This is a genomic window from Flavobacterium anhuiense (assembly GCF_900101855.1).
Classification (GTDB): Bacteria; Bacteroidota; Bacteroidia; order Flavobacteriales; family Flavobacteriaceae; genus Flavobacterium; species Flavobacterium anhuiense.
Window position 1 is genome coordinate 621,209 of sequence record NZ_FMVC01000004.1, and the last position, 13,180, is coordinate 634,388.

Below are 13,180 nucleotides of genomic sequence, written 5' to 3' on the forward strand. Positions count from 1 at the left end.
AATTAATTAAAAATTCAAAAAAAGTGTCTCAATGATTAGAAAAGACCTTAAACATATTACTCTTCAAAGTCAAAAGCCGAAAGCTGAAAGTCAAGGAAACTTGGCAGACAACTTTACGACAGCTGAAGGAATTGAAATTAAAAAAAACTATTCTGAGAAAGATATCGAAGATTTAGATTTTCTTGATTTCGGAGCCGGTTTTGCACCAAATTTACGCGGACCATATGCCACGATGTATGTGAGACGTCCGTGGACTATTCGTCAATATGCTGGATTTTCGACAGCAGAAGAAAGCAATGCTTTTTACCGAAAAAATTTAGCGGCAGGACAGAAAGGACTTTCTATTGCTTTTGACTTACCAACACATCGCGGATACGATTCAGATCACGAAAGAGTAGTTGGCGATGTGGGAAAAGCTGGTGTCGCAATAGATTCTGTTGAAGACATGAAAGTGCTTTTCGATCAGATTCCGCTAGATGAAATGTCTGTTTCCATGACTATGAATGGAGCTGTTTTACCTATTATGGCTTTTTATATAGTTGCTGCTGAAGAACAAGGTGTTAGTCCAGAAAAATTATCGGGAACAATCCAAAATGATATTTTAAAGGAGTTTATGGTTAGAAATACTTATATCTACCCTCCAACTCCTTCGATGAAAATCATTGCTGATATTTTTGAATTTACGAGCAAAAAAATGCCAAAATTCAATTCTATTTCCATTTCTGGTTATCATATGCAGGAAGCTGGAGCAACAGCTGATATTGAATTAGCATATACTTTGGCAGATGGTTTAGAATATATCAGAACTGGATTATCAACAGGAATGACGATTGATGAATTTGCTCCAAGATTATCTTTCTTTTGGGCAATCGGAATGAATCATTTTATGGAAATTGCCAAGATGAGAGCTGGGCGTATGATTTGGGCAAAATTATTACAGCAATTCAATCCAAAAAGTGATAAATCTTTGGCATTAAGAACGCATTGCCAAACCAGCGGATGGAGCTTGACAGAGCAAGATCCGTTTAACAATGTTGCTAGAACTTGTATAGAAGCGGCAGCAGCGGCTTTTGGCGGAACACAATCGCTTCATACTAATGCTTTAGACGAAGCAATCGCGCTTCCAACAGATTTCTCTGCGAGAATTGCTAGAAATACTCAAATATTTCTTCAAGAAGAAACTAAAATCACTAAAACAGTCGATCCTTGGGCTGGAAGTTACTATATTGAAAGTTTAACCAATGACATCGTAGAAAAGACTTGGAAATTAATTGAAGAAGTAGAAGAACTCGGCGGAATGACAAAAGCAATCGAAGCTGGAATTCCGAAACTTCGAATTGAAGAAGCTGCAGCTAGAAAACAAGCAAGAATTGACAGCGGGCAAGATATTATTGTCGGTGTGAATAAATATCGTTTAGAGAAGGAAGATCCGTTGGATATTTTGGATGTAGACAATCAATTGGTTCGCAAACAACAGGTTGAACGTCTTGAAGAAATAAAACGAACGCGAGATTCTGAAAAAGTAAATAAGTCACTAGAAAAATTAATCCATTGTGCGCAGACAGGACAAGGGAACTTATTAGAAAATGCAATTGAAGCCGCTAGAAACCGAGCAACATTAGGCGAAATCAGTAATGCATTGGAAACAGTTTTTGGCCGTTTTAAAGCACAAATTAAATCTTTTAGCGGAGTGTATAGTGCAGCAATAAAAAATGACGAGAATTTTGAAAAAGCAAAACAACTAGCAGATGTTTTTGCCAAACAAGAAGGAAGACGTCCTAGAATTATGATTGCTAAAATGGGACAAGACGGTCACGACCGTGGTGCAAAAGTAGTCGCAACAGGTTATGCCGATGTTGGTTTTGATGTTGATATAGGCCCATTATTTCAAACTCCAGCAGAAGCTGCAAAACAAGCTGTTGAGAATGACGTTCATATCTTAGGAGTTTCATCTCTAGCTGCTGGTCACAAAACATTAGTGCCGCAAGTTATAGAAGAATTAAAAAAACACGGACGAGAAGATATTATGGTAATTGTGGGTGGTGTAATTCCGTCTCAGGACTATCAATTCTTGTTTGATGCCGGCGCATCGGCCGTTTTTGGACCTGGAACTAAAATAAGTGAAGCGGCCATAAAAATCTTAGAAGCTTTGATAGATTGAGTTTTGCAGTCTCAGTCTCAGTACTCAGTATTACCGATATGGAAAATAAATAGAAAAAGAGGTTGTTTCACCTATTGCGAAACAACCTCTTTTAATTTAGTCGTTTACTGTTGCGTTACTATCAGCTTCTATAAAAGAAAGATCGTAACCTGCAAAATCTCTCATGTAGCTTTTCAAAGAAGTCCCAAAAGCATCTCTAAAATGCCTGCTTCCTTTGTTTTTGAAAAAATTCTTTACAGAACCTGCCCCGCCTAAATGCGCTGCAGCTAAAATTCCTGATTCGGTAATTTCAATACCGCTGACGATTTTGCCTTCGTACTTTTCGATTTCGTTACGTAAAATCCATTTGTTTTTGGCTAGTAAAGCCATAAAAGCTTTTTCTTGTAGAGCAGGATCTTTTAAAAAGGCTTTAGTATCATTAATTCCGATTGCTCTCAAAGCTTTAGAACCAAATTGATATTTACCCATATAACCAAGGGTATTTACAAGTCTGTACTGCCCTTGTGATTCTTTAAAAGCGACTGCTTCTTTAAATCCTATTAGACGATTTCCTGTGAATGGGACGTTTGCGATTTTTGGATAATCATCTTTTTCTTTAGATGGAAAAATGTATTCTGATCCATCCGTTTTTTCAATTAAAAACCAAGGTTTGGTTTCGTGGTTAGAGGGAATAAATCCCAAACTTAAAAATGTAATAATAACGACTAAACTCGCATAAAAATACCATTTCTTTATCATAAATTGTTTTTCTTCAAGACGCTGTCACCCTCTTGAAATTTCTACGGTGCAAAGATAAGTTATTTTAAAAATATGCTTAAAATCAATAGTTTAGCATTTTTTACGCAAAATCGTAAACTGCTTCTATCCCAGTTATAGTAATGGATTCCGAGAGATTTCAGTTCTCTTTTTTTAGCTTTAAAAACCCAAAATCGAAGCCAAAAAAAAATCGCATTTTATATAAATTTTAAGCAAATTTCACCAAAAAGAAAGAATTTTCTTATATATAATACTTGGTTTTTATTCAAATTTTGAAAACCAGTTTTTGAATTTTATAAAATTGAACATCAAAAAATGTGTATCTTTTTATTAATTCATTACAAAAAATACTCAAAATAATAAATTCATAAATTTTCGATTTCAATCCAATTTTTGCATTTGAAAAAAAAACCGAAGTAAAATTTACTTCGGTTTATAATTTTTTAGAGACTTAAATTTATCTTGTCACACCTTGACTAGCAATCCAGTCAGAATATTTCTTTGCATTTACATTGTGTTCTGCCAATGTCGCTGCAAACTCGTGATATCCGAAACGATCTACACTTGCACAGAAATAAATATAATCGTTCTTCTCTGGATTTAAAACTGCTTCTAATGCTGTAATATCAGGCATTGCAATTGGTCCAGGAGGAAGTCCCTTGTTCACATACGTATTATATGGCGATCTCATTACCAAATCGTTATAAAAAACTCTTTTAATAACTTGATCAAAATTGTTGTCTCTTAATTTTAAAGCATAAATAACGGTTGGATCAGCTTGCAAAGGCATTTCTAAACGCAAACGATTCAAATAAACTCCTGCAATACGTGGTCTTTCGTCTTTTTTAACGGATTCTTTATGCACAATTGAAGCTAAAATTGTAGCTTGCACTGGAGTTAAACCTTGTTTCTTTGCCTTCTCGATTCTTTCAGGTGTCCAAAAATTATGATATTCTTTTATCATTTTATCACGAAACTTTTCAGCTGAAGTATTCCAATAAACTTCGTAAGTATTTGGAATAAACATTGCAAAAACATTTTCTTCATTAAATCCGTTTGCTGCTAAAAATGTAGAATCTTTTATCGCTTTTAGAAGTGACAAACTATCTGCTTCAATTTCTGCTCCGATTCTTCCGGCAAAATTCTCTAATCTTTCTTGATTATTGAAAACCAACTTAACAGGAATATTAGAACGCATTGCCCTTACTAAGTCGATATTATTCATATCTTTTTTCAGTAAAAAACGTCCAGATTTTACATTTTGCGGATAATCTCTTTTTTCGGCAACCAATTCAAAGTTGTCAAAATTCTTTATGTAAGGTGCTAATATCTTTTTTACATCAGCATAATTGGCATCTGTCGGCACATAGACATACACTTCCTTTTCTTCAAATTTAGTATTAGAACTAAATATTTTACTGATTAATATAAAACCATAAATCAATAAAACTGAAATGATGGCTACGGCACTTATCGTGATTATTTTTTTTAGACTCAAAGCTTAAAATTTAAATTTGTTTATTAATTAACTGATAAATTGCTTCATCGTGATAGCGGTTATGATACAAGATCCAGTCTTTTTTGATTCCGATTTTCTTAAAACCAAATTTAGTAAAAAGTGCAAGACTTGCTACATTTTGTACACCAATATTTGCATACAATTGATGAAGATTTAAATTATAAAAAGAATATTTTATTAAAAGCCCTAAAGCCTCAGAACCAATATTTTTCCTTTGATTTTCTTCTTTCTGAATAACAATACCAATCCCTGCCCTATTATTTCTAGGATCAAAATCAAATAAATCAATCAATCCGATCGCAGGAAAATCTTCATCTTGGCAGATAGCCAAACGAAGCTGTTTTGCTTCATAAATATCTTGATGTGCATTTTCCAAATATTGTTTAATCAAAAAACGACTGTAAGGAGTTTGCGTATTACTAACTTCCCAAATATTTTCGTCATTTTCTATAGAGTAAATGAACTCTAAATCTTGAGGCTCAAGTGGACGCAAATAAATCGAATCGCCTTTTAATGTAATCATCTTGATATTTTAGATTGTAGATTTTAGATTGATTGGAATTTGGAATTTAAAATTTGAGATTTATAAAATTAAATCTCAATTGTTCCTTTGAATACGAATTTTGCAGGTCCTGTTAAGAATACGTTTGTGTAATCGTCATTATTTTTATCAAAAGAAACCACTAGTTTTCCTCCTTCAACATTTAAGTTTATTGAGGTTTTATCAGTTTCGCCGATCGCGTTCATAGCAATTGCAACTGCAGTTGCTCCAGTTCCGCAGGCAAGAGTTTCATCTTCAACTCCTCTTTCGTAAGTTCTTAAAGAAAAAGTATCGTTATCTACTTTTTTAACAAAATTAACATTGCTTCCTTTTTCTCCGTACAATTCACCATAACGAATTGCGGCTCCGTTTTCTTTTACATTATAATGTTCCAAATCATCTACAATCTGAACATGGTGCGGAGAACCTGTATTTAGGAAAGTATAAGAATCTTTTTTCTGAATTTCGTTTACATCAATCATTTGTAAAGACACAATTGAATCAGCATTTACAGAAGCGTGATGCAATCCGTCGGTTGCGATAAAAGTGGTTTTGTCATCAATTACACCTAATTGATTGGCAAAAGCAACAAGGCAACGTCCGCCGTTTCCACACATCGAACTCTGATTTCCATCTGAGTTATAATACACCATTCTGAAGTCAGTTTCAGAATCATTTTCGAGTAAAATTAATCCGTCTGCTCCAATTCCGAAACGTCTGTCGCACAGACGCTCAATAAGTTTCACATCGTCTTTTGGAAAGAAATTTGTACGATTATCAATCATGACAAAATCGTTTCCAGTACCTTGATATTTATAAAATTCTATTTGCATTTTTTAGTTGTTAGAAATGCAAAAGTACGAACTATTAATTAATGAAATGTTAATCATTGTTAAAGAGCGTTAAACCGTTTTTACAAATAATTTTTTGAAGTAATTTTACGTTAAATAAAACATGAAACTTAAATTCTAATAACTTAATTACAAATTCTAATATGAAAAGATTTTCAGCCTTATTTTTAGTGTCATTATTAAGTGGTGCTATTACTCTTGGTGCTTACAAGTTATTATTTGAAAGCAACAATTCTTTTTTTGGAAAAGGAAATTCTGTTGTAACTCTTGCCCCTAACTCTTATGGAAAAAATGTTGGTTTAGGTGCTGAAATACTAGATTTTACCGAAGCCGCAGACAAAACTGTACATACCGTTGTTCACGTAAAAAATGTTTCGAGAAGAACTATTAGCAACCCAATGCTTGAATTTTTCTACGGATATGGCGGACAGCAACAACAAGAACAAGTAGGAACTGGTTCTGGTGTTATTATTTCTGAAGACGGATACATTGTTACGAATAATCACGTAATTAAAGATGCCACAGAAATTGAAATTACTTTAAATAATAAAAAATCATACAAAGCGAAGTTAATAGGTACCGATTCAAAAATGGATATTGCCCTTTTGAAAATCAATGCTGATGAAAAACTTCCTTATACTGCTTTTGCAAATTCTGATAACGTAAAAGTCGGAGAATGGGTATTGGCAGTTGGAAATCCTTATAACTTGACTTCTACTGTAACTGCTGGAATTGTTTCGGCTAAAGCTAGAAATTTAGACCAAAGCGGAATCCAATCTTTCATTCAGACTGATGCTGCAGTAAACCCAGGTAATAGCGGTGGAGCGTTAGTAAATGCAAGAGGTGAATTAATTGGAATTAATACCATGATTTCTTCAATGACAGGTTCTTATGTTGGATATTCTTTTGCTGTTCCTTCTAATATAGCTCGTAAAATTATTGAGGATATTATGGAATATGGAAATGTTCAAAGAGGTATTCTTGGTGTTGAAGGTGGCGAATTGAATGCAACAGCTTCTAAAGAATTGGGAGTAACAGAAACGCAAGGATTCTACATTAATAGAGTTTCTAAAAATTCTGGCGCAGAAAAAGCTGGTCTAACTAAAGGTGATATCATTGTAAAATTGGATGATCAAAATATTGCAACTTATGCAGATTTATCTGGCTACATCAATACAAAACGTCCAAATGATGTTGTAAAAGTAACTTACATTAAAGACGGAAAAACTAAAACTGTCCCTGTTACTTTAAGCAAAAATGAGTTTTACAGCGCTGAATTTAAAGGAATTGAATTAGAAAATATTGATGCTGCTGACAAGAAAAAATTCAGAATCGATTATGGCGTTAAAATTAAAAACATCAGCAATGAGAATTTAATGCAATATCAAAATGAATTAGTAGGAAATATTATTCTTAGCATTGATAATGTAAAAGCAACAAACGTTGAAACGGTTTCAAAACTTTTAAGTAAAAAAGACGAAGGACAAAGCGTTCGAATTGAAATGATCAACAGAAACGGAGAGATTTTCAGAATTATTATATAAGTCACAGTTTTCGGTTCCAGTTTTCAGTTACTAAAACTGCAAACTGGGACTGCTACTGAAAACTTCAAAAAATGCCATCTTAGAAATCTAAGGTGGCTTTTTTATTTTCAAAAATAAATGCTAAAATAGTTTACGAAATCGATTGAAATAGATACTTTTGCGCAAAATTTTAAAATAGTGAGCATTTTATTTTTTCAATTATGAGTAACAAATCATTGTACCAAAAAGAGGTATCCTTACAAGTCGACCGAAGAAAAGCGGGTGTCGAATTAATCAAAGTCATAAGCGATTTATGGTATGACAAATCAATCGAGATGGTTTTATTCAAAAATCAGTTATTGGATAAAAACGTTAGCGATATTATCAATCTTCATCAATATGCTGGTGAATTCGTAGGTAAACCAATCAGTATTTTTGATTCGGTTGAAATCGCAAAAGTGGTATTATCATTAGATCTTCCACCAGCAAAAATAGATTTGGGAAAACTAACTTACGAGTATCGCTTAGAAGATGAGAAATATCCTGATGCAAGATATTTTGTTATTGAAAAATTGAAAAAAGCAAAATCTTCAAAAGAAATTAAGCCTAAAGATATTGTTTTGTATGGCTTTGGAAGAATTGGACGTCTATTGGCGAGAGAGCTAATGTCTAAAACTGGAAAAGGAGATCAGCTACGATTAAGAGCAATTGTAACTCGTGATAAAAATGACGCCACAAGCTTAGAGAAACGAGCTTCTCTATTGCGATATGATTCAATTCACGGAGATTTTCAAGGTTCTGTTATAGCCGATGCTAAAAACAATGCCTTAATTATAAACGGAACAACTGTTCATATCATTACAGCAAATTCCCCAGAAGAAATCGATTATACTGCCTATGGAATCAATGATGCTTTAGTAATTGATAACACTGGAGCGTTTACTACCGAAGAAGCATTAAAAAGACATTTAAAATCAAACGGAGCTAGTAAAGTTTTACTGACTGCTCCTGGAAAGGGTGTACCGAATATTGTACATGGTGTAAATCATAATGAATTTAACCCTGATGAAGTAAATATTTTTTCAGCTGCATCATGTACAACAAATGCCATCACTCCAATTTTAAAAGTGATTGAAGAAACTCTTGGCGTTGTAAAAGGACATTTAGAAACCATTCATGCTTACACCAACGATCAAAATTTGGTAGATAATATGCATAGAAAATACCGTCGCGGTAGAGCAGCTGCTTTGAATATGGTGATTACCGAAACTGGCGCAGGAAGTGCTGTTGCAAAAGCTTTACCATCATTGGAAGGCAAATTAACCTCAAATGCGATTCGTGTTCCTGTCCCTAATGGATCTCTAGTTGTTTTAAATCTAGAAGTTAAAAAAGCAACATCAATTGCAGGAATTAATAAAATCATGAAAAAATATGCTCTTGAAGGAGAATTAGTAGAGCAGATAAAATATTCTTTAAACAACGAATTAGTTTCGTCCGACATTGTAGGAACTTCAGCTCCATCAATTTACGACAGCAATGCTACTATTGTTTCTAAAGACGGAAAAAACATCGTACTGTACATTTGGTACGATAACGAATATGGTTACAGCCATCAAGTTATTCGTTTAGCAAAATATATTGCCAAAGTAAGACGTTATACTTATTATTAATTCAACCAAACTAACTTTTTTGCTAAAAACCATCGGGATTTCCTGATGGTTTTTTTTATTAAATCGGAAGAACAGTCGTACTTTTCACTTCTGAAATAACAAAAACAGTATTGATCAAAGAGACTTCGGGCAAAACCGATAATTTTTTCTGGTGAAAATGATGATAACTTTCCATGTCTGGAATTATAATTTTCAGCATATAATCGAAGTTTCCTGAAACATAATTACACTCTACTACTTCAGGCAAATTCAAAATCGATTGGTTAAATCCTTCCGATGTATCGTAAGTCTGTTTTGTAAGCGTAACTTGGCAGTAAACGGTCAAATTATTTCCGAGTTTTTTCTTGTCTAGAAGCGTCACATATTTTTCTATAATGCCATCTTTTTCAAGACGTTTCACCCGATCATGAACTGGTGTTAAAGACAAGTTTATTTTGTTTGCGATGTCTTTTAAAGTATAGTGCGCGTCTTCCTGCAAAAGACGTAGGATTTTTTTGTCAATTTCATCTAAAGCCATAACGAAAACGTTTTATTAAAATTAGATAGATTTAGTCTTTTTTTCTTTTTGAAGAATAAATTCAGACCAAAAACAGAATATTTTTCTGTAAAAGTAAAAAATAAAATAATATTTTCTTATTTATTAAGCATTAAACCATAATTTATTCTCTATCTGTAGATTTGTAAAACAATTTCAATAAAAAACAAAAAATATAACAAAATGATAATAGGTGTTCCTAAAGAAATAAAAAATAACGAAAACAGAGTTGCTTTAACTCCTGCAGGTGTATCAGAAATGAAAAAACACGGACATACAGTTTATGTTCAATCTACTGCTGGTTTAGGAAGTGGTTTCGCCGATGAAGAATATGCACAAGCTGGTGCAGTTATTTTACCAACAATTGAAGAAGTTTATGCTATTGCAGAAATGATCATCAAAGTAAAAGAACCAATTGCTTCTGAATACCCATTGATTAAAAAAAATCAATTATTATTCACTTACTTCCACTTCGCTTCGTCAGAAGAATTAACACATGCAATGTTAGAAAAAGGAGCTGTTTGTTTAGCTTACGAAACTGTAGAAAAGACAGACAGAAGTTTACCATTATTAGTTCCAATGTCTGAAGTTGCTGGTCGTATGGCTATCCAACAAGGAGCGAAATATCTTGAAAAACCATTAAAAGGAAGAGGAATTCTTTTAGGAGGAGTTCCAGGTGTACCACCTGCAAAAGTATTAGTTTTAGGTGGAGGAATTGTAGGAACTCAAGCTGCAAAAATGGCTGCTGGTTTAGGTGCTCAAGTTACTATTATGGATTTAAGCCTACCTCGTTTACGCCAATTGGATGATATCATGCCTGCAAACGTAAACACAGAGATGTCTAACCACTACAATATTACGAGAGCAATTAAAGATGCTGACTTAATCGTTGGTGCTGTTTTAATTCCAGGAGCAAAAGCACCTCACTTAATTACTCGTGATATGCTTAAATTAATGCGTCCGGGAACTGTTGTTGTTGACGTAGCGGTAGATCAAGGAGGATGTATAGAAACTTGTACTCCTACAACTCACGAAAACCCAACTTTCATTATTGATGATATCGTTCACTACTGTGTAGCTAATATGCCAGGAGCTGTTCCTTACACTTCTACTTTAGCTTTAACAAATGCAACTTTACCATATGCTGTACAATTAGCAAACAAAGGATGGGAAAAAGCTTGCGCAGAAAATGAAGAATTGAAAAAAGGATTAAACGTAGCTAATGGAAAAATTCTTTACAAAGGAGTTGCAGAAGCTTGGAATCTTCCTTTTAACGAAGAAATAGTATTAGCAAACGCATAGTGTTAATACTTAACAAGTGCTTACTAAGTCACTATTCCAAAAGGCTTTTCTTAATTGAAAAGCCTTTTTTTTATGGCATAAAAAAACCTGTCATGAAGACAGGTTTTTCTAAATAATAATCTTTTTATTTTTTATTGTCAAGAACTTCAGTCATAACTTTTGCCTCGGTTCCATTTGGGAAAGTAACTTTAATTTTTTGAGCAATTGTTGGAGCAATTTCCGTAATTGCTTTTTTATCATACGACTCACCTTTTTTGATATGCCAACCATAGAAAATAGCTGGAACATGTGTATCATAGCTATAAATGGTGCCGTGAGATGTACCTGTTGGAGTATATTCAATCATACCAGGCTTATCTACAATAACTAAATCACCATTTTGTGTAACATCATAACCTTTTGCCACAAAATTAAGAGCATAGTCATTTCCAGCATTCGCTAAAACTTCTTCTTCTGTATAAACCTTTTTAACTTGCGGTTGGGTTATTAAAAACTTTTTAAAAGCATCTTTAACTTTATCAAGATCTAATTTCTTGTCCTTAACAATTTGCTTATTAAAGAAAACATTAAAATTCGAATAATTTTGAATCAAATCTACACCGAAAGTCTTAGTTGAAAAATCCTGTAAGCTTTTCTTAACCTCTTTTGAAGGATAATTGTCAACATTATATTTACGATCTTTCAAATAGATTACATTTTCAGCTCCGGCATGATCAGCAGTTAAGAAAAGTAAGTAATTCCCTTTTCCAACTGTTTTATCCAAATAAGCCAAGAAATCAGCAATTGTCTGATCTAATCTTAGATAAGTATCTTGAAGTTCCATCGATCTAGGACCTAACAAATGACCTACATAATCTGTAGATGAAAAACTAACAGTTAAGAAATCAGTAACATTATCCTTCCCTAATTCTTCTTTCTCAATAGCTCTTTTTGCAAACTCAGCTAAAAGATCATTTCCAAAAGGAGTAGCTCTGATAACACCTGCATCATTTTTTTCATACATAGATTTTAAATCATATGGAAAAACAGGTGCAGCACTTCCATACAGCTTTCCTTCATATGGATTATTATCTGGAAGACTTTCATTGTAAACCGAAGCAGGTCTATACAAATCCCATCCTTTATTAATATATTTTAAGTAGTTTTTTTCATTATTGAATTCAGTAACCCATTCTGGCAGTTTCTCACCGTAAAAAGTACTAGAAATAAAAGAACCTGTTTTACTGTACCAAAATGCCCAGTTCGCAAAATGTCCTGCTGGCAATATGGCTCCACGATCTTTTAGACTCATTCCAATAACTTTTCCAGTAAAGTTAGTAGCCATTCTTACTTCATCAGTAATTGTAGTACTTTGAAGATTCTTTGGAGACAACGCGCCTTCTTCGGCAGTGCCATCACCTACAGTTTTAACTCCTGCATCATCCGTACAATACATTTCTTTTCCAAGAGTTCTGCTAAACCATTCGTTACCTACAATTCCGTGTGTAGCTGGAGTTGTACCAGTGTAGATTGAAGCGTGTCCAGGAGCAGTATAAGTTGGCATATAATTGTAATGCATATTCTGGAAAGTAAATCCATCATTCATTAATCTTTTAAAGCCGTTAGGAGAGAAATCATCTGAAAAGCGATATAAATATTCCATTTTCATTTGATCGACAACTATACCCACAACTAACTTTGGACGTTGTTGCGCACTTAAACCTGTTACAGCTAGAAGTGCTAACAATAAAATATTTTTCTTCATATTTAAAAAGTAATTTAAACACAAAAATACTCATTCAAATCCAAAAAGTCTAAAGTATCAATATTTAACCGTCAACAATTGACTATAATTTAACAGTTATAGGGTTAAAGTTTAAAATGCCACATTCCTTCGTGACAAGCAAGCATGTACGTCATCCCTAACGCTTGGTCAGGAAAAAAGTTTTAGGGCAGCTGCATTGCGGGATTTCCAAAAATTGGCATAAAACAGAAAACCCCGTTTCGTTTAGAAACGGGGTTTTACAAAAGAAAGGCGACGACATACTCTCCCACATGACTGCAGTACCATCTGCGCTGGCGGGCTTAACTTCTCTGTTCGGGATGGGAAGAGGTGAGCCCCGCCGCAATAACCACCTTAAGGCTATTCGCTGCAAGCAGCTTCCGACTGTTAATTATCAATTGTAAATTATCAATCAGACAATATCTTAACATACTGGGATAAAGAAACAAAGAGTTTTTTTAGAAAGTTCTCTCCTCCCGATTGCTCGGGAGGAAAAGGGTGTGCATAAGCTTACGGATTATTAGTACTGCTCGACTGTGACATTACTGCCTTTACATCTG

10 protein-coding genes and 1 rRNA gene are annotated in these 13,180 nt (G+C 33.8%); 4 read left to right on the top strand and 7 right to left on the bottom strand.

Annotation, left to right across the window (positions count from 1 at the left end; all coding sequences use genetic code 11):
* The first annotated feature begins 31 nt into the window (after window positions 1-31).
* Window positions 32-2,161, top strand: a complete 2,130-nt coding sequence (scpA, locus tag BLP44_RS13845) for a methylmalonyl-CoA mutase (protein ID WP_170830239.1) — start codon at window positions 32-34, stop codon at window positions 2,159-2,161.
* Window positions 2,162-2,257: 96 nt separating this feature from the next.
* Here scpA and BLP44_RS13850 read toward each other — a convergent pair whose 3' ends face one another.
* The 4 genes from BLP44_RS13850 to dapF all read right to left on the bottom strand — a co-directional run bounded on the left by BLP44_RS13850 (window position 2,258) and on the right by dapF (window position 5,810).
* Window positions 2,258-2,899 carry a hypothetical protein gene (locus BLP44_RS13850; RefSeq protein WP_008467959.1) on the bottom strand — a complete coding sequence of 214 codons (642 nt, stop codon included), beginning with the start codon at window positions 2,897-2,899 and terminating at the stop codon, window positions 2,258-2,260.
* A gap of 475 nt (window positions 2,900-3,374) precedes the next feature.
* The gene (mltG, locus tag BLP44_RS13855) at window positions 3,375-4,415 is read right to left on the bottom strand and encodes an endolytic transglycosylase MltG (RefSeq protein WP_008467958.1); all 1,041 of its coding nucleotides are present in this window, start codon (window positions 4,413-4,415) and stop codon (window positions 3,375-3,377) included.
* Window positions 4,416-4,425: 10 nt separating this feature from the next.
* Window positions 4,426-4,959 (bottom strand): GNAT family N-acetyltransferase, encoded by a 534-nt coding sequence (locus tag BLP44_RS13860; protein ID WP_008467956.1) that lies wholly within the window; start codon window positions 4,957-4,959, stop codon window positions 4,426-4,428.
* A 68-nt stretch (window positions 4,960-5,027) separates the two neighbouring features.
* Window positions 5,028-5,810: a diaminopimelate epimerase gene (gene dapF / locus BLP44_RS13865; RefSeq protein ID WP_091133702.1), complete on the bottom strand. Its 783-nt coding sequence runs from the start codon at window positions 5,808-5,810 to the stop codon at window positions 5,028-5,030.
* Between the two features lie 161 nt (window positions 5,811-5,971).
* Here dapF and BLP44_RS13870 point away from each other — a divergent pair, with 161 nt between their 5' ends.
* The gene (locus BLP44_RS13870) at window positions 5,972-7,372 is read left to right on the top strand and encodes a trypsin-like peptidase domain-containing protein (protein ID WP_008467953.1); all 1,401 of its coding nucleotides are present in this window, start codon (window positions 5,972-5,974) and stop codon (window positions 7,370-7,372) included.
* 200 nt (window positions 7,373-7,572) lie between these two features.
* Window positions 7,573-9,021 carry a glyceraldehyde-3-phosphate dehydrogenase gene (locus tag BLP44_RS13875; protein WP_091133704.1) on the top strand — a complete coding sequence of 483 codons (1,449 nt, stop codon included), beginning with the start codon at window positions 7,573-7,575 and terminating at the stop codon, window positions 9,019-9,021.
* A 58-nt stretch (window positions 9,022-9,079) separates the two neighbouring features.
* On the opposite strand, the gene BLP44_RS13880 is transcribed toward BLP44_RS13875, so the two are convergent.
* Complete coding sequence (locus tag BLP44_RS13880) at window positions 9,080-9,538, bottom strand: Lrp/AsnC family transcriptional regulator (protein WP_008467950.1); 459 nt, start codon at window positions 9,536-9,538, stop codon at window positions 9,080-9,082.
* A 201-nt stretch (window positions 9,539-9,739) separates the two neighbouring features.
* Here BLP44_RS13880 and ald point away from each other — a divergent pair, with 201 nt between their 5' ends.
* On the top strand, window positions 9,740-10,858 hold the full coding sequence (gene ald / locus BLP44_RS13885; RefSeq protein ID WP_091133706.1) for an alanine dehydrogenase: 1,119 nt from the start codon (window positions 9,740-9,742) through the stop codon (window positions 10,856-10,858).
* A 124-nt stretch (window positions 10,859-10,982) separates the two neighbouring features.
* Here the strand turns inward: ald and pafA are convergent, their stop codons facing one another.
* Both pafA and rrf read right to left on the bottom strand, forming a co-directional pair.
* Entirely contained in the window at window positions 10,983-12,602 is a 1,620-nt protein-coding gene (gene pafA, locus BLP44_RS13890; protein WP_091133708.1) for an alkaline phosphatase PafA, read from the bottom strand.
* 265 nt (window positions 12,603-12,867) lie between these two features.
* Window positions 12,868-12,977 (bottom strand): 5S ribosomal RNA (gene rrf, locus BLP44_RS13895).
* Window positions 12,978-13,180: the final 203 nt, after the last annotated feature.

Bases quoted from the DNA above. Each gene is read 5' to 3' on its own strand.
- scpA (WP_170830239.1), top strand. From the start codon at position 32: ATGATTAGAAAAGACCTTAAACATATTACTCTTCAAAGTCAAAAGCCG.
- BLP44_RS13850 (WP_008467959.1), bottom strand. From the start codon at position 2,899: ATGATAAAGAAATGGTATTTTTATGCGAGTTTAGTCGTTATTATTACA.
- BLP44_RS13860 (WP_008467956.1), bottom strand. From the start codon at position 4,959: ATGATTACATTAAAAGGCGATTCGATTTATTTGCGTCCACTTGAGCCT.
- dapF (WP_091133702.1), bottom strand. From the start codon at position 5,810: ATGCAAATAGAATTTTATAAATATCAAGGTACTGGAAACGATTTTGTC.
- BLP44_RS13870 (WP_008467953.1), top strand. From the start codon at position 5,972: ATGAAAAGATTTTCAGCCTTATTTTTAGTGTCATTATTAAGTGGTGCT.
- BLP44_RS13875 (WP_091133704.1), top strand. From the start codon at position 7,573: ATGAGTAACAAATCATTGTACCAAAAAGAGGTATCCTTACAAGTCGAC.
- BLP44_RS13880 (WP_008467950.1), bottom strand. From the start codon at position 9,538: ATGGCTTTAGATGAAATTGACAAAAAAATCCTACGTCTTTTGCAGGAA.
- ald (WP_091133706.1), top strand. From the start codon at position 9,740: ATGATAATAGGTGTTCCTAAAGAAATAAAAAATAACGAAAACAGAGTT.
- pafA (WP_091133708.1), bottom strand. From the start codon at position 12,602: ATGAAGAAAAATATTTTATTGTTAGCACTTCTAGCTGTAACAGGTTTA.